At 24.2% G+C, this 25,725-nt stretch carries 21 protein-coding genes and 1 CRISPR repeat array; of the genes, 17 read left to right on the top strand and 4 right to left on the bottom strand.

What is annotated here, in order from left to right:
• Positions 1-63 precede the first annotated feature (63 nt).
• Both HH195_RS05160 and HH195_RS12565 read right to left on the bottom strand, forming a co-directional pair.
• Positions 64-747 (bottom strand): restriction endonuclease, encoded by a 684-nt coding sequence (locus tag HH195_RS05160; protein ID WP_196371820.1) that lies wholly within the window; start codon positions 745-747, stop codon positions 64-66.
• Between the two features lie 93 nt (positions 748-840).
• Positions 841-1,224 carry a hypothetical protein gene (locus HH195_RS12565; protein WP_243278549.1) on the bottom strand — a complete coding sequence of 128 codons (384 nt, stop codon included), beginning with the start codon at positions 1,222-1,224 and terminating at the stop codon, positions 841-843.
• Positions 1,225-1,731: 507 nt separating this feature from the next.
• Here HH195_RS12565 and HH195_RS05150 point away from each other — a divergent pair.
• The 11 genes from HH195_RS05150 (at position 1,732) to cas3 (ending at position 16,530) form a co-directional block, all read left to right on the top strand.
• Positions 1,732-1,896 (top strand): ribbon-helix-helix domain-containing protein, encoded by a 165-nt coding sequence (locus HH195_RS05150; protein ID WP_160110475.1) that lies wholly within the window; start codon positions 1,732-1,734, stop codon positions 1,894-1,896.
• A gap of 238 nt (positions 1,897-2,134) precedes the next feature.
• Positions 2,135-2,395: a PDDEXK family nuclease gene (locus HH195_RS12560; RefSeq protein ID WP_243278548.1), complete on the top strand. Its 261-nt coding sequence runs from the start codon at positions 2,135-2,137 to the stop codon at positions 2,393-2,395.
• Between the two features lie 99 nt (positions 2,396-2,494).
• Positions 2,495-2,725 (top strand): hypothetical protein, encoded by a 231-nt coding sequence (locus HH195_RS12555; protein WP_243278547.1) that lies wholly within the window; start codon positions 2,495-2,497, stop codon positions 2,723-2,725.
• A gap of 15 nt (positions 2,726-2,740) precedes the next feature.
• Positions 2,741-3,052, top strand: coding sequence for a DUF5655 domain-containing protein (locus tag HH195_RS12550; RefSeq protein WP_256437756.1), 312 nt, complete (start codon positions 2,741-2,743; stop codon positions 3,050-3,052).
• A 142-nt stretch (positions 3,053-3,194) separates the two neighbouring features.
• Entirely contained in the window at positions 3,195-4,394 is a 1,200-nt protein-coding gene (locus HH195_RS05140; RefSeq protein ID WP_196371819.1) for a macrolide family glycosyltransferase, read from the top strand.
• A gap of 143 nt (positions 4,395-4,537) precedes the next feature.
• Positions 4,538-5,251 (top strand): CRISPR-associated endoribonuclease Cas6, encoded by a 714-nt coding sequence (cas6, locus tag HH195_RS05135; protein WP_196371818.1) that lies wholly within the window; start codon positions 4,538-4,540, stop codon positions 5,249-5,251.
• A gap of 13 nt (positions 5,252-5,264) precedes the next feature.
• Positions 5,265-7,448: a V-type ATP synthase subunit I domain-containing protein gene (locus HH195_RS05130; protein ID WP_196371817.1), complete on the top strand. Its 2,184-nt coding sequence runs from the start codon at positions 5,265-5,267 to the stop codon at positions 7,446-7,448.
• The gene (locus HH195_RS05125) at positions 7,438-8,394 is read left to right on the top strand and encodes a type I CRISPR-associated protein Cas7 (RefSeq protein WP_196371816.1); all 957 of its coding nucleotides are present in this window, start codon (positions 7,438-7,440) and stop codon (positions 8,392-8,394) included. Before HH195_RS05130 ends, HH195_RS05125 begins: the two co-directional genes overlap by 11 nt.
• A gap of 27 nt (positions 8,395-8,421) precedes the next feature.
• Positions 8,422-9,189 (top strand): type I-B CRISPR-associated protein Cas5b, encoded by a 768-nt coding sequence (gene cas5b, locus HH195_RS05120; protein ID WP_196371815.1) that lies wholly within the window; start codon positions 8,422-8,424, stop codon positions 9,187-9,189.
• 193 nt (positions 9,190-9,382) lie between these two features.
• A CRISPR array of direct repeats spans positions 9,383-12,953; the repeat unit is 30 nt; unit sequence GTTAACTAAGAACATTAGATGTATTTAAAT.
• Between the two features lie 143 nt (positions 12,954-13,096).
• A complete protein-coding gene (locus tag HH195_RS05115; RefSeq protein WP_196371814.1) occupies positions 13,097-13,696 on the top strand; it encodes a site-specific integrase in 600 nt (199 codons plus the stop codon).
• A gap of 98 nt (positions 13,697-13,794) precedes the next feature.
• Positions 13,795-16,530: a CRISPR-associated helicase Cas3' gene (cas3, locus tag HH195_RS05110; RefSeq protein ID WP_196371813.1), complete on the top strand. Its 2,736-nt coding sequence runs from the start codon at positions 13,795-13,797 to the stop codon at positions 16,528-16,530.
• Positions 16,531-16,651: 121 nt separating this feature from the next.
• Here the strand turns inward: cas3 and HH195_RS05105 are convergent, their stop codons facing one another.
• On the bottom strand, positions 16,652-16,891 hold the full coding sequence (locus HH195_RS05105; RefSeq protein ID WP_196371812.1) for a hypothetical protein: 240 nt from the start codon (positions 16,889-16,891) through the stop codon (positions 16,652-16,654).
• 72 nt (positions 16,892-16,963) lie between these two features.
• Positions 16,964-17,272, bottom strand: coding sequence for an ArsR/SmtB family transcription factor (locus HH195_RS05100; protein ID WP_055257437.1), 309 nt, complete (start codon positions 17,270-17,272; stop codon positions 16,964-16,966).
• Between the two features lie 245 nt (positions 17,273-17,517).
• Here HH195_RS05100 and HH195_RS05095 point away from each other — a divergent pair, with 245 nt between their 5' ends.
• The 6 genes from HH195_RS05095 (at position 17,518) to HH195_RS05070 (ending at position 25,698) form a co-directional block, all read left to right on the top strand.
• Complete coding sequence (locus HH195_RS05095) at positions 17,518-18,402, top strand: radical SAM protein (RefSeq protein ID WP_196371811.1); 885 nt, start codon at positions 17,518-17,520, stop codon at positions 18,400-18,402.
• An 81-nt stretch (positions 18,403-18,483) separates the two neighbouring features.
• Positions 18,484-18,795 (top strand): hypothetical protein, encoded by a 312-nt coding sequence (locus HH195_RS05090; protein WP_207750880.1) that lies wholly within the window; start codon positions 18,484-18,486, stop codon positions 18,793-18,795.
• A 228-nt stretch (positions 18,796-19,023) separates the two neighbouring features.
• On the top strand, positions 19,024-20,283 hold the full coding sequence (locus HH195_RS05085) for an NRAMP family divalent metal transporter (RefSeq protein WP_055257440.1): 1,260 nt from the start codon (positions 19,024-19,026) through the stop codon (positions 20,281-20,283).
• A 319-nt stretch (positions 20,284-20,602) separates the two neighbouring features.
• Complete coding sequence (locus HH195_RS05080; protein WP_196371810.1) at positions 20,603-22,261, top strand: alpha-keto acid decarboxylase family protein; 1,659 nt, start codon at positions 20,603-20,605, stop codon at positions 22,259-22,261.
• A 208-nt stretch (positions 22,262-22,469) separates the two neighbouring features.
• Entirely contained in the window at positions 22,470-24,809 is a 2,340-nt protein-coding gene (locus HH195_RS05075; RefSeq protein WP_196371809.1) for a ligand-binding sensor domain-containing protein, read from the top strand.
• A gap of 28 nt (positions 24,810-24,837) precedes the next feature.
• Positions 24,838-25,698 (top strand): alpha/beta hydrolase fold domain-containing protein, encoded by an 861-nt coding sequence (locus HH195_RS05070; RefSeq protein ID WP_196371808.1) that lies wholly within the window; start codon positions 24,838-24,840, stop codon positions 25,696-25,698.
• Positions 25,699-25,725 lie beyond the last annotated feature (27 nt).

Genomic DNA, 25,725 nt, shown 5'->3' with positions numbered 1-25,725 from the left:
TTTGATGAATTTTAAAATTACAAAAATATGAATATAACTTACATGTAAGTCATATTCATATTTTTATTTAGTAAAGTATGTGTTTATATATAATTGGTCATTAGATGTTTTAGACATAATATACAATTGATACATTTTATCTATATCAATAATTTCAAAATCAATATTTTCATTATTTTTAAATTTTTCTGCGTATTTTGTAGCATTAGTATGTATTTTTCCACACGTAAAGACTTTCATTCTAGTAATACCATCAGCAGTAGCTGCTCCAACTAATTTTTGACAAATTTCTCTACCTACTGTGGATGTACCATAATGCTTACACTCAATATACACTTTACCATTGCTATCTTCTAGTATAACATCTTTACCTCCATCTGGCCCCTTTGGCATTACTTCTACTTTATAACCTAAACCTTTGTATAAATTAGCAGTAAATAATTCAAATTCATCGGGATGTTGCCTTTTAATTGCATTGCAAAAATTATCATAATTAATTTTATTATGGTTAATAATAGCAGAATTATTAATAGTAGGCTTGGTGTTTATTACAAAAGATATAAATATTTTTTTACACACTGTAAACAAAAAATGAAAAAATTTAATATGTAATATAATTATAGTATGAAAATATTTATTTCTTAACTTTTTTATATTATAATTTTTCTTCTTTTTTAATACTATTAATATTTGTAATATTAAAAATGGAATAAATAATATTAATTCAATAGTAAATATTGTCTTCATAAAAATTGAGTTACCATATAACCCCATCATAAGTACCACCTTATTAGAAAATATATATTATTATTCCTAAGTAATTCCTTAATTATTCATATTTTATGTATAATTTTTAGGTAAATATATTTCTAGAGTACTTTTTAATAAATTAGACATCCCTATAGGAAAGTTACTTCCTCTTCTACAATATTCATCTATCATAAGACTAATTAAGAAAGTAGGGGTTTTACCCCTTTTCTTTTTAAAAATTTTAATAGTTTCTCTAACAATTTCTGTATTAGCCAATGATAAAATTTTCTTAGCAAAGTTACTGTTATCAACGTTTGTAACAGCTCTAGCAAGGCTCACATTTATATGCGAGTCTATATTATTTTTGTTGTGATTATTCTCTATCTCATCACTTTTAGCATCTTTATCATTGCTTATATTATTAGTATCATTTTCTTTATTTTCATCATTAACTTTTTCATCTTTATAAGACACTTTATCTTTAAGTTTTTTTACTATTTCCTTTGTTTTTATAGCTTTTTTATTTATATTTACAATATGTTTTAGATTCTTATAAATATTAAAGTTTCCAGCAAGTCCTTTTCTTTTTTCAATTTTTATATATCCAAGTTCTTGAAGTCTTTTTATTGATTTTTTAACTGTTGATAAGCATATTCCTAAATTTTTTGAAATTGCTTCTAAAGAAGGATAACTACAATTTTTTTTCAGTATTATAAAGGCTTAGAAGGTATGTATAGATTCTAAACTCATTAGCTGTTATATTTTTATCTGTTATTAACTCATAAGATAATTTTAAAAATTGCATTTGGTTTTCCTCCTTTATATCTTAATATGTTTCATTATACTAAATTTCTTTCATTGATGCAACATCTAAGAAAGAATAAATTACACTAAAGAATGAAAAATGGATTACATAAAATGCTTATGATATAATTTAAACCAGTTAAAACAGGTAATTTAAATGGTTTAGGAGGAGTTATAATGGAGAAAAAACCTAATACTGCTAGAATACCTAAAGGAAAAAAGAGGATAATGATAACCCTTGAATTAGAGGTTATTGATAAAATAGAAGAAGTAGCTGAAAAAAACATGAGAACTGTTTCAAATGAAATAGCTATGTTAATTAAAGAAAAATATATGAGATAAAAAGAGTAAATTAAGTTTTACTCTTTTTTTATTTTTATAGGCTATTGTATTAGCTAATTATATATATTTATAAATAAATCTAGATAAGTAAATATAGATTGTAGTTATTCTTTAGCTTTTTAGAAATATATTTTTTATACTTTTAGGATTTAACTTAAAATTTTATTATTAATAGGTTAAAATTATATTATAGATGGAAAATTAATAAAAATTATGATTATAAAAAATGGGGTAGAATATGTTTTTATTTAGTGTAGAGAATAATAAATTAAAAGAACTTAAAGAAGTACCTTTTCTAAAAGAAATAGAATTACACAAACTATGTGAGGAAAATTTAGAAAATTTATTTGGATTGCAATATGTAAAAAGGGAATTTTCATTAAACAACTTTAGGATAGATACATTAGCTTTCGATAAAAGTACAAATTCTTTTGTAATAATTGAATATAAAAATAATAGAAATTTTAGCGTTATAGACCAAGGCCATGCATATCTGTAATTATTAGTTAACAATAAGGCTGATTTTATTTTAGAATATAATGAAAATTGTAAGGATACTATCAAAAGAGATGACGTAGATTGGTCTCAATCTAGAGTTGTGTTTATATCTCCAGAATTTAATAATTATCAAAAGGAATCTATAAATTTTAAAGATTTACCATTCGAATTATGGGAAGTGAAAAAATTTAGTAATAATACTGTTAGTTTTAATCCTATAAAAGCTTCAAAAAATACAGAATCTGTAAAAAATATAGTTACTACAAGTGAAATTGTTAAATCAGTAAATAAAGAAGTCACAGTTATAACAGAGGAATACCATTTGAAATAATCAACAGAGGAGTTTATAGAATTATATAATAAGCTAAAAGAATATATATTAGGTTTAGATAGCAATATAGGTATAAGATATACTAAAGCGTATATTGCTTTTACATTAAATAATAAAAATATGGTTGATATATTGCCAGGTAAGAGAAGAATAAAAATTTGGTTAAACTGTAAGTGGGGAATTTTAGATGATAATAAGAAAATTTTTAGAAACGTATCTAATATTGGACATTGGGGCAACGGTGATTATGAAACTTCATTGATAAATGATGAAGATATAGAATATATATTTAGTATTATTAAACAATTTTATAAGATAAGAAAATAGTTAAAAAATATATAAATATAAGTCATAGAGAAATCTGTGGCTTTTCTTGTATTGAAAAAAATTTTCGCCTAACTTGTTCTTTGTTATTATCGAATATATAATTAATTAGAGCATACTAATATATATTTAAAGGAGGAATTTTATGTCAAAAGGATTATTTATATCTTTACCCGCTCACGGTCATATTAACCCTACTATTGGTTTAGTTAGTGAATTGATTAAAAGGGGAGATGAAGTAGTTTATATTACTGCTGAAGAATTTAGAGATAAATTTGAAAAAGTAGGCTCTAAATTTATTGGGTATAATTTTGAAGGTGGCTCTGCAAGTTTAAATATAAAAGAAATTGCTAAAAATGCATCAGATTCTAATAATTTAATAAATGTTGTAAAAAAAGTTATGGAAGAATCTATGATTAAATATGGGATTGCAGGAAAAAAGACTATAGAGTTAGCTTTAGAGCAAAGTGAAGAATTTGATTACTTAGTTGTAGATGAAATTTTCCCACTAGACTTAAATGAGGTTATAGAGAAACTTAAAATAAAAAAAGTAATAAGCACTATAACAATGTTTGCATTAAATGACAAATTGAAAAGTAGTATGTTTACTACGTTTTTACCATCAATTATGAAAAATGAAAATGACATTTGCCATGGATTTGATAAACTCACAAGCGGTAAGAAAAAATCAAATAGAAAAATAGATTTAAATATGGTATTTACATCCGAATATTTTCAACCATATAGTGAAGAGTTTGATAGTTCATTTAAATTTGTAGGACCTTCTATATTTAATAGAAATGAGTTAACAGATTTTAAAATAGACAAGTCAAGCAATAAAAAACTATTACTTATATCTCTTGGAACAATGGCTAATGAAAATTTAGATTTTTATAAAAATTGTTTTGAAGCATTAGGCTTTAGAGATGATATAGATATTATAATGTGTATAGGAAAAAGAATAAACAGAAATGATTTAGGAGCTATACCTAAAAACTTCAAACTTTATGATTACATACCACAACTTGAAGTATTAAAGCAAGCAGATTTATTTATAACACATGGAGGAATGAATAGTACAAATGAAGCATTATATAATAATCTTCCCTTAATTATTGTTCCTCAATTTGGTGACCAAGCTACAGTAGCTAAAAGAGTTCAAGAGTTGGGGGCAGGTATTGCTTTAATAGGTACAGAGAATTATACATGTAATTGCATAAGAAGTGCTGTAGATGAGGTTTTATCTAATGAATCATATAAAATTAATGCAGAAAAAATAGGTAAATCTTTAAGAGATGCTGGAGGCTATGAAAAAGCTGCTGAAATTATAAAAAATATTTTATAAATTTTAATACATATTAGAACATTTAATACAAAAACACCTATAAATTTATTTTTTAGGTGTTTTTGTATTTACAAATTATTATCAAAAGTTTAAAATATTTGTATAAAGATGTTTTATTATATCGTTATGTAAGAGGTGATATATTGAAAAAAAAATACTATATAGAAACTAAAGTTATATGTTTTTTAAAACAAGACATAGCTAGAAAAGATGCCAATTATATTATAGGAAATAGTATTAATCAATCTATGTTTTTAGACGAAAATCTTAAAGAGTTGCATAAGAAATCTGGATTTAAATTTTATAGCTTTGATAGTTTCTATCCATTATCAGATAAAAATGGAATATATAATAAAGGTTCTATTTATATGTTCAGGTTAAGATCATTAAACGATAATTTTGCAAATTCTATAGCAAATATTTTAAAAAAATTTCAAAACGAATATTTTAATGTTATAGCAGTAGAAAAAAATATAAGAGCAAAAAGAACTATAGAAAGTTTAATAAGTTTAACACCTATAATTATTACTGAAAAAGGCAGCAGAGGAATTAAAAATGATATTACAACCTCTTGCACACCTGATGCTATATTAACTAATTTAATAAAAAAATATAATTCATTTAACGATACAAATATTTCTTTAGAAGATGTGGGGGAAATGTTTTTATTATCTCAGGTTACCTCTAAACCATTAGGAATGAATTATAAAGGTATAAAATTAATTGGACTTAAATATAACTTCCATATTGCTTCAAATAGCTTGGCTCAAGATTTAGCTTTTTTTGCAGAAGCAATTGGGCTTGGAGAAAAAACTTCTGCCATAGGGTCTGGTTTTTGCCATGCAGTATACTTATAGGAGGTGATAGTAAGTGATAGAGTCCATAACTTTAGAAATAGCAAAAGATAAAGAAAAGTACATTAAAAAAATATGTGACAGTACTAATTTAAAAGATGGTTTGCATATAAAAGTAAATATTGATAATGACTTTAATGAAGATAAAGTTCAGTATTATCTTACAGATGATAAAAATAGCAAAATGGACATACAAGAAGAAGAAAAACTTAAAGATTATTTTAAGTCTAGACAATTGTTATCTGGTCTTATGAATGATGATGCTAATAAAGCGTTGGATACTCCAAGAAAAAAATCATTAGGAACAGTATATATTTCTCTAGCTTTTAATAATGAATGTTCTCCTTATAATGAAAACACTGAAAATAAGAAAAAATTTCAATCTAGTGAAGAAATGATATCTCATTTTCAAGATATTGTATATAAAAAGTTAGAAAATATAGGTGATGAAATAGAAAAAAACTTTAAAATAGACATTTTACAAAGAACATTGGAAAAAGAAAAGCAAAAAATTATTAGAGAAGAAGAAAAACTTAAAAATTTAGATATTAAATTAAAAGATGGTGAAGAAAAACTTAATATACTTATAGAAAAAGATTCACCTAATGCGAAAATTATAAAACAAAAAGAAAGTATAAAAAAATTATTAGAAAAATATAATGTTCAAAAACAAAAATTTGAAATGATAAAAACTAATCTAGAGAATTTAAAAAATGAAGAATTAGCATATTGTGATATAAAAAATATAATAAATGATGCTAGAGAAGAAGAAAGAAAAAAGAAAGTCTGTCTTTGTTCAAAATATATAGAAGAAAACTTAAATAAAATACTTCTATTTGCAAAAGAAAAAATAGGAAATAAAAAATTTCTGATAAAAATTTATTTTTATTCAGAATCAAATAAATTAGATGATTCACTGGATGAATATAATAAAGAATATAATTTTTATTTAATGAATTATATTTTTAATAGTGGTACTACTCAAGTTATAAATGGCGAAATAAAAGGGGCTATATCGTATGGTTATAACAATAATGGAAGTAAGCCATTTTTAATAACTAAAACTTGTGGATTAACTAGTGTAAAAATGCATTCATTAGAAGAAGCTATAAATGTTAAACTTGCAAACGAATTACTAAAACTATTATCTGATAGCAACTCAGCACAAAGTTTTATATTAAACACCATAAATGAAGATGACATTACAATGGGAAGTGGTTATAGCGAGAAAAAAATTTATGATACAAGTGCAGGTAATGAAATATTAAAGCTTCATTTTAAGGATAAATATATTGAAGATTATGATATTAGATCTATTTATAACTTTAATATAATAACAATGTTTAAAAAGAAAATAGTTTGTAAAAATTTACTTAGAAAGGACAAGCAGTTTAAATTAATCAAAGATACTGATAAGAAAAATAATTTAGAGTATAGTGTACCATTTTTACTAAGTAAACTAATATTTGTTAAGGTTGAGTCTTTAAATAAATATAGCAAATATGAAATATCAGCACCATTTTTTAGAGAAAAAGGGGCAATAAATTATGAAAATAATGCAAGTATTATTTTTGAAAAATACAAATATAAAATACACGATTTCTTAAATGATGTTGATGTTAATGAAAATGATAAAAATTATATATTAGATAAATTTGCTGATGAGTGTATAGAAGCTTATGTAAATAATTTATACATGTCTGATAACTTTATATTTAATTTAGAAACACTTTTAAATATAAAATTAAATCTATTGATGGAATTTAGAAAGGAGAATTATATATTGAAAGCTTTAGAAGACATAGAATTTAAAAATGAAGAATTACTAAATAATAAAGATAACTTTAAGATAGAAAATGATGAGGAATTTTATTTTTATTTAGGTCAAGCAGCAAACTTTATAGAGAGTCAATCAAAGGCTAAAGCAAGTTCTAATCTTGATGTAGTAAAGTATTATACAGAAAAAATAAATCCAAAGGCTTTAAAAGATTATTTATTAGACAGATTTGAAGCGTATTCTTTTAGAATAAGCAATGCAAACTTAATATTTAAAAAAGTTTTTGGGGAAATTCTTTCATATGAGCCTAAGGAAAAAATAAATAAAAAGAAAATAGAATTTTACATTGGTGTTTGCCATGACAATGTATTTTTTAATAAAAAGAAAAATGAAGGAGAAGGAGCTTTAGAAGATGGAAAATAATACAATTAAAAATAACAGAGTATATGGAATTAGAGCAATTAGAGTTAAAAATGGAAATTTAAATTCAGGATTTGATAATAGACCTAAATCTTTAGCTGATGGAACATTCTATAATAGTGATGTTTCAACTAAATATTTAGATAGAGATTTTTTTAAAAAAACAGGAAACAATGTTTTAATAAAAAAATATTTAAAACTTGATAAGGATGGAAACATCTACTCAGCAACTCAACAAGAAATCATTGAAGATAAAGTTAAGGGTGATCTTCCAGATAAAATAGTTAACATAATAAATGAATTTCCTGATGTTCAAAACTATGGTGCAGCATTAACAGGAAATATAAACTTTGGAATAACTGGAGCAGTTCAATATGGTATAGGGGTAAATGTTTTAGAAGAAAGTAATGTTATAACTGGTGATATAATCTCTCCTTACGGAACTGGAAATAATAAAAAGAAAAAAAAGAAAGATGATAATGAAATAGAGGATAGTAAAAATTCTGCAACTAATATAGGAAAAAGCCTTTTTATTGATAATGCATTATATGTTCAAGATTTTAGAGTAGAACCATATAATATAAACTCATTAAAAGAAGTTTATGGTGATAGGCTTAATGGCTATACAAATGAAGCTTATGAATTATTTAAAAAAGCTGTTTTATTTTCAGCATCTCTTATAAATACAAGAACAAAAAAAGATTGTTATGATGAATTTGCTATATTTATAAATTTAAAAGAAGATAGTATATATTCAATAAATGATTTATTAGGTCTTTTGAAAATAAATGAAAATGATAAAAAATTTGTTATAGACTTAGAACAATTAAAAGTTTTAGATAAAATAAAAGATGTTGAAAGTATAGAACTTTATGACAGCAATAGTTGTAGCTTTGAAAATATTCCTGCGAAAGCTACAATAAAAGATAGATTTGAAGAACTTTATTAGAAATCTAAATAGAAGGATGCTAGACATATGAGTATATTAAAGTTTAATTTAAGCGGAAAGACAGCTTTTTTTAGAAGTAATGAAGTAAATGAAGGAGATTTGCAATTTACCTTTGGGCATATTCATAAAATTGCTCTTATGGGAATGTTGGGGGCTATCCTAGGAATGGATGGACATATGATGGGATATTTAAAGTCAAAAGATAAATATGTCCACCCTGAGTTTTATACAAAGTTAAAAGATATTAAGGTTTCTATAGTTCCTAAAGTAAGCAAAGGATATTTTAGAAGAAAAAAACATAATATGGTTAATACAGCTGGATACGCTAATGAAGCAGGTAAAAAAGCTGCTACTTTAATGTATACAGAACAATGGCTCGAGGATGTTAGTTGGGATATATATATAGATTTACAATCTCTAACAGTCAACGAACTTAGAGAAAAATTAATCGATTATATTTTAAATGGTAAGTCAAGGTTTATAACTTATTTAGGAAAAACAAATCATCCTGCAACTATTAAAAATGTAGAAATTCTAGAGAAAAAGAAAATAAGTAATGATAAGATAAATATAAACAGTTTATTTTTATCAGACAAAGCGGTAAAAGTTAAAAATAAAGGTTTTGGTAATAGCAACTTAAATGAATTTATATATAAAGAGGTACTTCCTGTTGCTTATACAGATAATAAGTCTTTATATGTATCAAAAAGTTTTACATTCAGCAATGCTAAATTTAACATTGGAAATAACGAGGAGTTTTTAGAAGTTAATGGATTAAATCTATTTTTCTTTTAAAAATTGTAACAGTTTGATTTACCAAGTGAACTTTTTATAAAAATGCCGTATAATATAGGCATATCAAACATTTATGTGTGATTATATTATATAATTTAATAAATTAGTTTTACTTGGTAAATATTTTTATAAATCTAGTTATATCAACAATTAGATGGATTTATAAAAATGTAAGAATGGCTTGTTTAAAGTGGTTAACTAAGAACATTAGATGTATTTAAATGCATTTACAGCCTCCTTAACAACCTCAACATTAGCGTTAACTAAGAACATTAGATGTATTTAAATGCAATTTTATCTGCTTGATGTTTGTAGTTTGGGTGAGTTAACTAAGAACATTAGATGTATTTAAATTTAATGAGTCTGCTGATAGAATTTTTGATAAGTATGGGTTAACTAAGAACATTAGATGTATTTAAATGATATTGTAAGACTTCTTGAAACTCCACTTAATAAGTTAACTAAGAACATTAGATGTATTTAAATGGGTTTGATGTAAGTAATAAAATAAAGGCTTTAGTGTTAACTAAGAACATTAGATGTATTTAAATCCCTCTAGCGTTTCTACTAGATAGTCCTTGATAAGTTAACTAAGAACATTAGATGTATTTAAATTGAGAAATAAGAAAGTGGAAAATATAGTAAAAGAGTTAACTAAGAACATTAGATGTATTTAAATTAAGTTTTACCATGATCCTGACAGAAAGGACAGTGGGTTAACTAAGAACATTAGATGTATTTAAATCTTAGCATCTGCTGTTATTAGAGGTTTTGTAAGTAATGTTAACTAAGAACATTAGATGTATTTAAATTCTTAATTCTATCCCCTTACATTTAATAAGTTAAGGGTTAACTAAGAACATTAGATGTATTTAAATGTAAATAGATTACCATGTGTATGATTTCTAAAGTGTTAACTAAGAACATTAGATGTATTTAAATAAAGAGAGGTTATGATTTTGAAATTGTATCACTAGCGTTAACTAAGAACATTAGATGTATTTAAATCCAATTTTATTACTTTCTATTAGCTGATCTAAATCGTTAACTAAGAACATTAGATGTATTTAAATTTAGTATGTAATTTAAATGATGCACTAACTTATATAGTGTTAACTAAGAACATTAGATGTATTTAAATCCATTTGATTTTTGCAAGAAGTATTTATTGTTAGCAGTTAACTAAGAACATTAGATGTATTTAAATGGAGTAGTTGTTCACAATTGTATAGACCCAACTGTTGTTAACTAAGAACATTAGATGTATTTAAATATAAAATAGTAGATTTTGTAAAGGGGAGATTTTAAGGTTAACTAAGAACATTAGATGTATTTAAATTCTAGTAGAACCTAGCTTTATATCGTCCTTTCCTAGTTAACTAAGAACATTAGATGTATTTAAATAGCTATGAATAACATGAATGAAAACTTTTCAAGTGGTTAACTAAGAACATTAGATGTATTTAAATACTTCAACAATTGTTGATATTAACTTTTTAGACTCGTTAACTAAGAACATTAGATGTATTTAAATTCTAGCTTTGGTATTATGTCTTATGGTACTACTATGGTTAACTAAGAACATTAGATGTATTTAAATACACTTTTGGAAAAAAATTTTTTAAATAATTTTTTCGTTAACTAAGAACATTAGATGTATTTAAATTTCTATTATAGCAATAAAAAAATTATATAAAAACCCGTTAACTAAGAACATTAGATGTATTTAAATCCTTAATATTAAGTTATCAAAGAACAATTTCATCTTGTTAACTAAGAACATTAGATGTATTTAAATATTTCTCTCTTTAACTTAACTTCCATATTTTTTATGTTAACTAAGAACATTAGATGTATTTAAATAACGACACAGTTGTAGGAATTATATCCGTCCATAAGTTAACTAAGAACATTAGATGTATTTAAATACAGTATCTTGAAATGTAAAAGTAAACGTTAAAGTTAACTAAGAACATTAGATGTATTTAAATAATGAAGTATGTAAAATATGTGGCAGTGATGTTTTTGCGTTAACTAAGAACATTAGATGTATTTAAATTATAATTAACTATTTATATTAATTCTCTGCAAAAAAGTTAACTAAGAACATTAGATGTATTTAAATTTGTGTAGAATAATTTTTTGTTACCATAGCATTATTGGTTAACTAAGAACATTAGATGTATTTAAATGTATTTTGTTTTTGTAGTTGTATATACCAATTTTCTGTTAACTAAGAACATTAGATGTATTTAAATACAATTTAGGGATAACCAAGGAAATGTTAGACTTCGTTAACTAAGAACATTAGATGTATTTAAATCGATATTAAGACAGCAGTGCAACAAATAGATACTGTGTTAACTAAGAACATTAGATGTATTTAAATAAAGGTTTCGCACTAGGAAATGGTATGCCTTGAATGGTTAACTAAGAACATTAGATGTATTTAAATTTATCAGAAACTAATGTATTAATGTTTGCTTTTACGTTAACTAAGAACATTAGATGTATTTAAATGACCCAGTTCCAGGAGTTCCACTATTGCTATTAAAGTTAACTAAGAACATTAGATGTATTTAAATAGTCTTGAAAGCTTTCACCCGAAACTTTTTTTAATGGTTAACTAAGAACATTAGATGTATTTAAATCCTTTATCTCCTTTATTACCTTTTAAACCTCTTTCTGTTAACTAAGAACATTAGATGTATTTAAATACATAACAAGAATCAACAATAGCACTATTTCTATTGTTAACTAAGAACATTAGATGTATTTAAATTATAGCTAGAGGTATTAACTTTCCCTAGACTTAACGTTAACTAAGAACATTAGATGTATTTAAATGTTATTATATTCCCAAAATATTCAATCAAGGCTGTTGTTAACTAAGAACATTAGATGTATTTAAATTACGCTCTCTGACAAGCCGAATTAATCGTATGATGGTTAACTAAGAACATTAGATGTATTTAAATTATCCATGTTCCTTAAAATCCTGTGGAATATACATAGTTAACTAAGAACATTAGATGTATTTAAATGCAAGCAATGAAAGGGAGTGCTAATTAATGGCTATGTTAACTAAGAACATTAGATGTATTTAAATAAAATAGGAACATTATACGATTTTGCAATCCTCAAGTTAACTAAGAACATTAGATGTATTTAAATAGAAAATGAAACTTTTGAAAATTTATCTATAAAAAGTTAACTAAGAACATTAGATGTATTTAAATTAAAATGCCTTATAAAAAAATATTTTACTGTAGTTTGTTAACTAAGAACATTAGATGTATTTAAATTAATATCTACCTACCTTTTTAAATTATTTTAAATAAGTTAACTAAGAACATTAGATGTATTTAAATTACAATTCTCTGCATCCTGCTTCTGTTTTTGTTAATTGTTAACTAAGAACATTAGATGTATTTAAATTCTCGTTAGCTGCTTTTGTTGTGAAAGTTAATACTGTTAACTAAGAACATTAGATGTATTTAAATAGGGGGTAAAGTATGGGTATAGCATTAATGAATACAGTTAACTAAGAACATTAGATGTATTTAAATAAAATTTTAACATTTTCCCTATCTATATGCCAAAAGTTAACTAAGAACATTAGATGTATTTAAATTTAAATCTACCTCCTTAATTGTTATACTATAATTATGTTAACTAAGAACATTAGATGTATTTAAATTTATATATATAAATAGAATACGTTTACATCATTAGTTAACTAAGAACATTAGATGTATTTAAACTTATAAAGTAAAAAGATGTTGATGTATTCTTTAATTCAAGGAAATAAAATGTAAAGAATTAAAAAAATATTAAATTCCCAGTATTCGAAGGTATCAAGTTAGATAAAAATAAAGAGAGTTATAATTAAAAAGGTGGTATTAAAATGTATTATTCAAAAAAGGATATAAAAATATTATTAGATAAGATTGACAACGAACAAGATAAATTCTTTATTCTTGCTATATATAATTGTATAAGAGGTCGTTCTTACGAAGATTTGGCTGAATTAAAGGTAACAGATATAAATTTTAATAAAAAAGAAATATATGTAAATGGAAGAACTGTAGAGATGGATGACTATTTTGTTGAAGTAACTAAAGAAGCTCTAAAACAACAAATATATCGTAAAAAAGGAGATAAAGCTAATCATAAGGAATATGAAATAAACACTAAAAGTGAATATGTGTTAAGACCGAAGCCTTGTGTACAAACAGCTAATGGCTTAGCACCATATTCCCCAAATGGTTTATCATTTAAGAAATTCAATTTAGAAAAATATATGGGTGAAAAATTTGATATGGCATCTTTATATAGGAGTGGATTAATAAATATTTTAATAAAATTGAACATGGATTTAGAAATAGGAAAATATAGATTCGATAGACTATTGAGAGAACTTAAATTAAAAGGCACATATAAGGATGTGATAGTAGAAATGAAAGAAGTTTTAGAATCAAAAAGATATTTAGAAGAATATATTTAGATTTAAGTAGTTAACTAAGAACATTGGATCATAAAATTAATTCTACAGTTATGGGGGAAAATAGTATATACTTAAATAATAAAGTAGGGGATGATAAAATGAAAAATGATTTACAAGAAAATTTTACGAAAGAAAATATTTATAATTTACTTATAGAAATTACAAATGATAAAATAAAAGATTTGAATTTATTGGAAGCTCATATACCTAAAGAAGCTGATATTAATAAAGAAAATGAAAAATTATTAAAGCATATGAGTTTAACGATAGAACAAATAGTTGATATAAATGATAAGAATTACTGTTTAATTCATATAAAAAATTTGATAAATGATTTAGTAGATAAATTTTCTTTGAATTATATAAATATAACAAAAAATATAAAAGAAAAATGTAAAGATGCTGTATTTAAAGCTTTTGTTAATGCAATATATCTTCATGATTTAGGCAAAATATCAGTAAAATATCAACTAGATGTTTTGAATAATAATAAGTTTACCGACATGATAAATGATGGTATGACATCAAATCATTCATTTTATTCGGCTATTTTATATATAAATGAAATGTGTTTAGAGTTTAAGGATAATTTATTTGAAGATATATATGAAATAGATTGTAATGAACTTTTAATATTTTTATTAAGAATTATTTATAATTTTTCTTTTGAAATATATAAACATCATTCTGGGTTAGACGATTTGAATGAATTTTATAAAGGAAAATTTTATTTTACAGAAAATGATCGCAACAAATCATATACTATAAAATTTTTCAAAGAACTTTGTTTATATAATAATAATGATATATTAGAGGATTTTGTTAAAACTTTATTATTGGATATAGATAATTTTAAATTAAGTGTTTTTAGTGGTATTGAAGCAGAAAATTATTTATTAAATAAATTGTTATATTCAATGATAGTGGTTGGCGATAGTTTAGCAACTTCTAAATATATGAATGATACACAATTTGAAATTAAGGATTTAAATATAAATGAAACTGTTAAGGCTTTTAATAATACTGAAACAATAAGATCTATAAAAGAACATTTTAAAACAGGAAAATTTAATGGGACTATAAATGAAGTTAGATGTAATATGTTTAAAGAAAGTGAAGAAATTTTAAATAAATCTATAAATAATAATATATTCTTTTTAGAAGCTCCAACAGGAGCTGGTAAAACCATAATGTCTACAAACATAAGCTTGAAAATTATGGAATTAACACAAGAAGATAAATTTCCTATAAAAAAGTATGTTTATACAGCACCGTTTAATTCTATTTGTAATCAAACAGCTGATAATTTAAATAAACTTTTTAAAGATTATAATCCTATTGATATTATAGAAATAAATTCAAACACATCTATAAATAAAGTATATAATGAAGAATATGATATAGATTATGATTTATCTCTTTTAGATTATCAAATGATAAATTATGGAATTACCTTAACAAGTCACGTAAAACTTTTTAAACTTCTATTTTCAAATCTAAGAAATAATAATTTATCTCTTATACATCTTTTTAATTCAGTCATAGTTTTAGATGAAATACAAGCTTATAGAGTAGATATTTGGGCTGAAATAATACGAATTTTAGATGTTTATGCTAAATATATGAATATAAAATTTGTTATAATGTCTGCTACTTTACCTGATTTAAGTAAGCTTCTAGATACAAATATAGCTAAATCATCTTATAAAAATTTAATTGAAAATACTGAAATTTATTTTAAAAATACATTTTTTAAAGATAGAATATCAGAGTATGATTATAGCCTTTTAGATAAATATAAAGATACAAATTATGAAGATAAAAAAATAAATATTTATAATGATATTTTATCTAAAATTAATGAACTCATAAAAGAAAATAAAAATGTTAAAATTTTAGTTGAATTTATAAAAAAACAAACTTGTAGAGATTTTTATGAATTTTTAAATAAAAACAAGGCAAATATATTGCAAAAAGATATGACAATTAGAGAAATAACTTCTGAAGATAATAAATATTATAGAGATTCTGTTATAGAAGAAGCTAAGATTTTAGAAAATATAATTATAGTATCAACTCAAACTATTGAAGCTGGTGTTGATATAGACATGGATTTTGGATTTAAAGATATAAGTTTTATTTATAATGAAGAACAATTTATAGGGAGAATAAATCGTTCTTCAACAAAGAAAAATTCTAAGGTTTTTTTCTTTAATTTAGATGATGCTGATAAAATTTATAAAAATGAAGACTATATAAAAGGGCTTAACGTATTAAATTTAACATATAGAAAATGCTTAGAAGATAAGAATTTTTCTAAAATGTTTGATGATATTATGAAAAGAATTAAAAAACAAAAAGAAAGTTCTAATATATATAAAAGTATAAATATATTTTTACAACATTTAGAAAATCTTGAATTTAAAAAAGTTGATAAAGATTTAACTTTAATTAAAGAAAAAGAAGAATTCATGCTATTTCTACCTTTAGACATGTCTATTAAAGAGAATATTAGTGATAGAATTATAGATAAAAACATAAAAGGTAAAGATATTTGGGCAAAATTAAAAAATATAGTAAAACAAAATTATGATTATTCAAAATTTAAAGTTGAGAAATCAGAGATATTATCAGAAATGAATTATTTTACTTATAAATATGAATATTATAATGGAAAAGATAACTTTGAAAGCTTTCTTATTTCCAAAGGTTTTAAAATAGACAATTTAAATAATATATATTTTTTGGATTTAAATGAAAATGAATTAAAAACATTAATAGATAAAGATTATAAATTTAATAAAAATGCATTTAACAATTTTATTAAAAAATAAATTATAGCTAATATATACTAAAAATAGAAATAATACTATTTATATTATAGTTAAATAATTTATTAAACAAGGTACATTTATTTAATAAATGTACCTTTTAAAACTTATTATATATAATAGGTTATTTTTTTGCTCTATTTTTTTTATATTCCTCATTAATAGCATCTATATCTACATCAAAGTTAGGATTTTCTATTATTGAATCTGCTAAATTACATAATTTGCTTGCTCCTGTAAAAAGCAATAATTTTTTTGTATCCATATTTGATTCTAATGGATTTGAATTAATAGCCATTTCTAATGATTTTTCTTCAGCCATTTTAAGTAAATCTCTCATTTTTTTAATATCATTTATATCCATTTTTATTCACTTCTTTCTAACAATTATACAAATCAATCATAACATATAATTACATTTATTTAAATTAAAAGATTAAAATTCAAGTTCCATCCATTTTGCTATTTCTCGTATGGTTTTTTCATTTCTTCTAAAATAGGTATATTGCCCAATACATTTTGATTCTACAAGTTTTGCTTCTTGTAATATTGATAAAAATTCAGATATAGTAGACTGACTTAATCCTGCTGTTTTTCTTATGGAGCTTACGCATACACCACCTTGAAAATCATCATCAACTGATAAATGTTGTGGATCGAATTTATTTTTGGGATCTTTTAACCATAATAATATATTTAATCGAGTTTTATTTCCTAAAGCTTTAAAAATTTTTATTTTATCCATTTTAAATTCCTTTCAGTTCATTTAATATCTGTATATTAACATTCTCATTAAACTAATTTTACACTAAAATTTTATATAAAAAAATAATTAGTTACATAAAATACCTTGACAATTATAAAAATAAGTAATAATATTTATTAAATCGGAATTTACCGATTTAATAAATATTTTGATTTATATATAATTAATAAAATCTTAGAAAAACTAATGATTAAATAGCCTATATGTAGGAAGGAGAAATTAATATGCATTATGAAGGTCCAATTTATAGACCACCAGTTGAAGCTGATACACTTTTATTACAAGTTACTGTAGGATGTGCACATAATAAATGTAGCTATTGTGCTATGTATAAGGATGTATGTTTCAAAATGGAACAACTAGAACAAATAGAAGAGGATTTAAAAGAAGCTAAAAGTATTTATGGAAGTATTGATAGAATATTTTTAGTAAATGGTGATGCTTTTGTTTTAAAGGCTGATTATCTAAAAGCGATAGCACTTAAAATAAAAGAATATTTTCCAGAATGTAAAACAATAACAATGTATGCTTCAATACAAAATATAAAAGCTAAAACAGATGAAGAATTAAAAGAATTAAGAGGATTGGGTATAAATGATTTATATATTGGAATAGAATCAGGAGTTGAGGAGGTTGTATCCCACATAAATAAAGGTCATAGTGTTGAAGAGGCAAAAAAACAACTAGCAAGATTAAATAAGTTTAATATAACTCATATGGCATTACTTATGTTAGGTGTAGCAGGAAAGGGAAATGGCGAAAAAAACGCTAGAGAAACTGCTAAATTCTTAAATGAAACTAAGCCAGGTCTTATATGGGTTGGAACTTTAGGAGTTTTTGAAGGGACAAAAATGCATGAAGAGGTTAAGGAAGGAACGTTTATAGAAGCTTCTGAAATGGAAAACTTAATGGAATTAAAAACATTAATTAATGATATTCAATTAGAAAATGTGCCTTTTTATTGTGTACATACTACTAATGTCATACCAGTATTAGGTATGTTGCCTAGAGATAAAGAAAAAATGCTAGAAAAGATAAATTCAGGTATTAAAAGTCTTGGAGAAGAAGCTTTATCTAAAACATTTAAAAGAACTAGTGAAATGAGTTAAATTAAAAATATTTGGTTAATATAAAAGTTATTTATAATTATAAGGAGTGTATAATTTACATGAAAAAAATTATGATTTTAAATGGTAGCCCTAGAAAAAATGGAAATACATCAACATTGGCATTTAAGCGGACAGCTTATGATAGCGATAAACCGTTTATTAGCTGTTATGAGAACAAATAAAGATTATCATATAGATAAAAAAGAATCAGTTCTTTTAATGGTTGCTGAAGGGAATGAATTTGAATTATCAGTAGATTATTATAATACACTATTATCATATATTGGATGGGAAAATAAAGGTATTATATGTGTTGGTGGTGTTAAAAATCCTAAAGATATTGATAATAATAAAAAATTAAATGATGCATATAATTTAGGTACATCTATATAACATAATATAAAAAATGTGATTAGTTAAAGTTAATCACATTTTTTATTTATATTTTGTTAATAAATTATAAATAAAACCTATTAAATTGTTAATTTTTTATAAACAAATTTTATAGATTTTGGACTAATATCATATTTACTACACTAAACAAATATGATAATATATTAGTAACATAATTGATAATAAATATCATTTAAGTTTAATTATCAGTATCAACAAGGAGGAATAATGAATATAAATGTTAGTAAAGTAAATAAGCCTAGGATGGGCAGTGGAAAACGATTTTTACTCATGTTATCTGCTATGGGACCAGGAATTGTGGTGATGTTAGCGGATACAGACGCAGGGTCTATAATAACTGCAGCACAAACAGGTGCTCAATGGGGATACAAATTAATAGGGCTTATGCTTATACTCATTCCTATATTATACATAGTACAAGAACTTACAACTAGAATAGGAATTGTAACTAAAAAAGGTCATGGAGAACTTATAGAAGAAACGTTTGGTAAGGGATGGGCATGGCTTTCAGTTTGTACATTATTCGTGTCAACAATAGGTGCTTTAATTACTGAATTTTCAGGAATAATGGGTGTTGGATTATTATTTGGAGTATCGAAATGGATTACAGTGCCACTTGCGGTTGCAGCACTTATATTATTAAGTGTTACTGGAAAATATAAGGTAGTTGAAAGAGTTGCCATTGTAGTTGGGGCTTTTGAACTTGTATTTATACCTGCTATGATATTTGCCAAACCAGATTATACATCTGTTATGATGAGTTTAGTTGGAAGCCAACCTTTAAATAGTTCAGCTTATTGGTTAATGATTTCTGCAAATGTAGGAGCAGTTATAATGCCTTGGATGGTATTTTATCAACAAGGTGCAGTAGTGGATAAAGGATTAACAGAAAAAAATCTTAAAGCAAGTAGAATAGATACTATTTTTGGTTCAATAATAACACAACTTATATGTTGTGTAGTAATTATAGCGGTTGCAGCGACAATAGGAATGAAAGACCCAAATGCATCACTTAATACAGTACAACAAATTAGTCAAGCTTTAACACCGTTTTTAGGCGAAGCTACAGGAAAAATACTATTTGCAGTTGGACTTACAGGTGCAGCACTAGTTGCAGCTATAGTTGTTACATTAGCCTCTTCATGGGGATTTGGAGAAATATTTAAAAAACCATCTAGCTTAAATTGCAAATGGAGCGAAGCACCTGCATTTTATATATTTTATAGTACGCTTTTAATAATAGCTGGAATTATAGTATTGTCAGGAATTCCATTAGTACCATTAACATTAGGTGTTGAAATTTTAAATACAGTTCTTCTTCCGATAGTTTTAGGCTTTTTGATAGCTTTAGCTTGGAAAGTTCTACCTAAAAAGCATGCTTTACATTTGTGGGAAAAAATAATTTTAATCATTATATATATCGTTATAACAGTGTTAGGAGTGCTTACCTTATATTTAACATTCTAAATATAAAGTTAATAGAAATAGACTACATTAAACTTTTATTTAAATGTAGTCTATTTTATTATTTAAAATAATCTGAATATTTTAAATAAGATGATAAGAGTGTATCTTATGAATAAACTATATTTTATGAATAAAATGATAGTATTGTAAAAAAAAGAAAATTTACGATAGACAGAGAAAATAAGATTTGTAAACGCTAAAAATTTAAAAATAACATTATATAAATCGTTTACATTAATTTTTACTAAAAGCTATTTAAAGGTGTATTATATATACATAGTTTATCTTATAAATAAAAAATGAATTGGAGGAATACATAATGAAAATAACAATTGCAGAATACTTATTAAAAAGATTAAAAGAAGTAAATGTAGAGCATATGTTTGGAGTTCCTGGAGATTATAACTTAGGATTTTTAGATTATGTTGAAGATTCTAAAGATATTGAATGGGTTGGAAGCTGTAATGAACTTAATGCAGGATATGCAGCAGATGGATATGCAAGACTTAGAGGATTTGGTGTAATACTTACAACTTATGGAGTTGGTTCACTTAGTGCAATAAATGCTACAACAGGTTCATTTGCAGAAAATGTTCCAGTATTACATATATCAGGTGTACCATCAGCTTTAGTTCAACAAAACAGAAAGCTAGTTCACCATTCAACTGCTAGAGGAGAATTCGACACTTTTGAAAGAATGTTTAGAGAAATAACAGAATTTCAATCAATCATAAGCGAATATAATGCAGCTGAAGAAATCGATAGAGTTATAGAATCAATATATAAATATCAATTACCAGGTTACATAGAATTACCAGTTGATATAGTTTCAAAAGAAATAGAAATCGACGAAATGAAACCTCTAAACTTAACTATGAGAAGCAACGAGAAAACTTTAGAGAAATTCGTAAATGATGTAAAAGAAATGGTTGCAAGCTCAAAAGGACAACATATTTTAGCTGATTATGAAGTATTAAGAGCTAAAGCTGAAAAAGAATTAGAAGGATTTATAAATGAAGCAAAAATCCCAGTAAACACTTTAAGTATAGGAAAGACAGCAGTATCAGAAAGTAATCCATACTTTGCTGGATTATTCTCAGGAGAAACTAGTTCAGATTTAGTTAAAGAACTTTGCAAAGCTTCTGATATAGTTTTACTGTTTGGAGTTAAATTCATAGATACTACAACAGCTGGATTTAGATATATAAATAAAGATGTTAAAATGATAGAAATTGGTTTAACTGATTGTAGAATTGGAGAAACTATTTATACTGGACTTTACATTAAAGATGTTATAAAAGCTTTAACAGATGCTAAAATAAAATTCCATAACGATGTAAAAGTAGAAAGAGAAGCAGTAGAAAAATTTGTTCCAACAGATGCTAAATTAACCCAAGATAGATATTTCAGACAAATGGAAGCGTTCTTAAAACCTAATGATGTATTAGTTGGTGAAACAGGAACATCATATAGTGGAGCATGTAATATGAGATTCCCAGAAGGAGCAAGCTTTGTAGGTCAAGGATCTTGGATGTCAATTGGATATGCTACTCCTGCAGTTTTAGGAACTCATTTAGCTGATAAGAGCAGAAGAAACATTCTTTTAAGTGGTGATGGTTCATTCCAATTAACAGTTCAAGAAGTTTCAACAATGATAAGACAAAAGTTAAATACAGTATTATTTGTAGTTAACAATGATGGATATACAATTGAAAGATTAATCCACGGACCTGAAAGAGAATATAACCATATTCAAATGTGGCAATATGCAGAACTTGTAAAAACATTAGCTACTGAAAGAGATATACAACCAACTTGTTTCAAAGTTACAACTGAAAAAGAATTAGCAGTTGCAATGGAAGAAATAAACAAAGGAACAGAAGGTATTGCTTTTGTTGAAGTAGTAATGGATAAAATGGATGCTCCAAAATCATTAAGACAAGAAGCAAGTTTATTTAGTTCTCAAAATAATTACTAATATAAATAAAAACTAAAAAGATTGTAAATTAAATTTAAAGGTGACTTCTATTAATAGAGGTCATCTTTTTATGCTTATAAGTTTAATTTTATAAAATACAATTAATAATTAAACACTTTATAAGAAAAAATTAATCTTTATTTGAAAAGTTAATTGTATAATTATAAAATAAGCTATTTTTATTTAATAATAAATGGGAGGAGTTCATATGCCTTATACATTATTAATTAACAAAGAAAAATTACGAAATTTTTTATATGACAATAAATCTATTTTAATAAATGGTATTTTACACCTAGATTATATACCAAACAAAAAACTTATAAATGCTACAAAGATATATGAAGTAGATAATGCTCATGTGATTGCTTTATATGATACAACATTTTTAAAATCTGGTAAGGATGGTTTACTAATTTGCGATAATTTTGTAGGAGTTAAACATACATTTTGTAGTGCTGATAAAATATCCTATGAAAATTTAATTATAAGTGGCATAGATGATGAGAAAAAAATAATAATAACAAATAATAAATCATTATATTTAAGTAAAGATGAATTTATTAAATTTTTTATAGTTCTAAAGAAATTTCTAATATCAGAAGAAAAAACATTAAGAAATATATATGAAAACTATGTAAATGATAAATTAAATGATATTAAATCTAAAATTAAGGAGAATATGTACACAAATCTTGAGCATAATTTCTTAATTTTAAATAAGGCAATTATAAAAAGATATAATATAAAAACAGATACAATGCTATATTATTTAGGTTGTTTAATTTTTCTTGAAAAATTTAATTTTCAAGAAGTTGATAAATATTTTTTAAAACTCAAAGAGTTAAATCAATTAAATGAAGATATTATGGCTAAATTAAAAGAAAATATAAAAATAAGAAAATTACAATATCAATTTAATTTATTAGCAGATAAAAAAAATAAACTTATCGAAAACCATGAATATGATCAAGCAGTAATAGTTGTAAACAAACAAAAATCATTAAATATAAAGCCTATTAAAGAATTAGAGAGAGAAATATCAAGAATTAAAACATTAAAGGAAGATTACATAGTATCTCTTGAAAAGAGAGTACAAGAAACATTGTTAAACGGAGAATATGATGAAACGTTTAACATTTTAAATACATTAAAAGAAATAAATCAAAAAAAATCTTATACTAAAGAATATATAATAGCTCAAATTGAATCTCTTGATTTTTTAGGTGCTATGATAAATATACAATCTATACCCAAAAGTAATTATGATTTGGCAAATGAATTAAAAAATAAATTACAAATAAAAAAAGAAAAAGCTAGTAAAACAATTAAAGAGGCTATAGAAAGTAAAAATTATAGTTTTTTTAAAGAAAATAATAATTTAAAATATCTTAAGGATAAATGGGGCATATCTCCACTTATGCATTTTGTTATCAAAGAAGATTTAGATGGAATTAAGTTATTAAAAGATACTTTTGATATAAACGATACAAATATAGTAGGTCATACAACTTTAAATCTAGTATCTTTATCAGATTCTTATAAATTTAAAAGTGAGGCTTTTAGAATTTTAGATAATAATTTAGATAAAATGTTTAAAATGCTTAAAACTAAAAACACAATAGGAAAATTTAAAAAGCTTGCTTTAAATGGAGGAGAATTATTAAATAATAATGCTATAATTCGATATGATATAGAAGAGGCTACTGCCTCTTATGAACGATCAATAAATAAATCGATAAAAGATATAGAGCAAGAAATAGACTCTTATTTAGATAATTTAATTTATGAAAATGAAAAGCAATTTAAAAGATTAATTATAAATTCTAAAAATTATATAGATGAAATTGATAATCTTAAAAAACTAAAAAATGATATTATAGATTCTATAAAAAGCATAGAAAATCATAAAGAAGATATTAAAAATTCTTTACAAAATAGGGTGAATGAGGCCGTAAATGAAAATTTAAATGAGTATATAATGGACGCTGTAACTTTAGAAATTGGAGAAAAAAATGAGTTTGAAAAAACTACGGATTATGAAAAACGCAAAAATTTTAAAATAGATGATATAACAAAGACATATAAAGAAAATAATTATATTAAAGAAAAAATAGCTGCTTTAAAAATTCAAATAACAGAGGAAATTGACAAAGATGTTAAAAAATTAGAATATACATTAAAAAATAAAAATGAAGAATTAATAAAATTAAAAAATAAAATTAAAGAATATTGTTTTTTGGTTGATTCAGGAGTGACTATTAACATTAATGATATATTTAATTATTATTACGAGAAGTATAAAAAGACTATTAATATAGGTGTATATAACGCTGATTTAGAAATTTTTAATGCAAAAGTGAATAATGAAGAGGTAAAAATCCCTGTTCCTTTGAGCATAGCTAAAGAATTTAAGGAAAATTTTACAATATTGAATACCAAATATGAAAAAATTGTTTCTCAAGAAAATGAAGAATATACGATAGAACATTTTTTTGTGTATGAATTTAAGGGAAAAAGGGTGAAAATACCTTTTCTTAAGTCATAATTTAATGAATAAATGAGGTGATTTTTTAATGAGTTTTTCGGCATGGTGTTTAAGAACCACATTCCGAATATTTGATGTAAAACATGGGGGTGGTAAATTTTTGATGAATGGTGGTGATTATAGTAATCCACCTGATAAGATGTTAAAGGGTTTACGTAAAGAATGCAGACAAGTAAATGGTCAAAATGTATTTACTCTTTATAAAAATAAAGATAACAAAAAAGCTATATTATATTTACATGGTGGCTCATATATTAATAGTTTTGCTAAAGCTCATTGGAAGTTTTTAATTAATATTGCTAATAAAACAAATAGAGATATAATAGCACCAGATTATCCTTTAGTGCCTCGTACATATAAAGAATCTTATGAAATGGTTATAGAAATTTATAATGATATGTTAAAAAAATATAATAATGATAATATTATAATTATGGGAGATTCCGCAGGAGGGGGATTTGCTCTTGGATTTTGCATGTATTTAAGAGATAACAATATACCTCTTCCCCAAAAAAATATTATGATTTCCCCATATCTTGATATGGCTGAAACAAATCCTGATATTGCTGCCATGGAAAAAAACGATCCTTGGCTTAGTTATGAACTTGCTGAAGAAACAACTAAATATGCAGGGGAAGATGATTTACATACTCCATACTTATCACCTATGTATGGAGAACTAGATAATTTAAATGATATGTACATATTTTTTGGAACGTATGATATGTTATATCCAGATGGAATAAAATTTAAAAAAATGTGTGAAGAAAAACAAATAAAACTTAAGTTTACTGAAAAGAAAAAGATGATGCATGTATATCCAATACTTCCAGTTAAGGAAGCAAAGGAAGCATTAAAAGATATTTTAGAAATTATTAACGAAAATTAAAAAATATTTTCTATCATATAATCAACA

The organism is Candidatus Sarcina troglodytae (assembly GCF_015708635.1).
GTDB classification, from domain to species: Bacteria; Bacillota; Clostridia; order Clostridiales; family Clostridiaceae; genus Sarcina; species Sarcina ventriculi.
The sequence above is the reverse complement of the archived record's forward strand: the minus strand, read 5'-3'. Positions and strand labels throughout refer to the sequence as shown.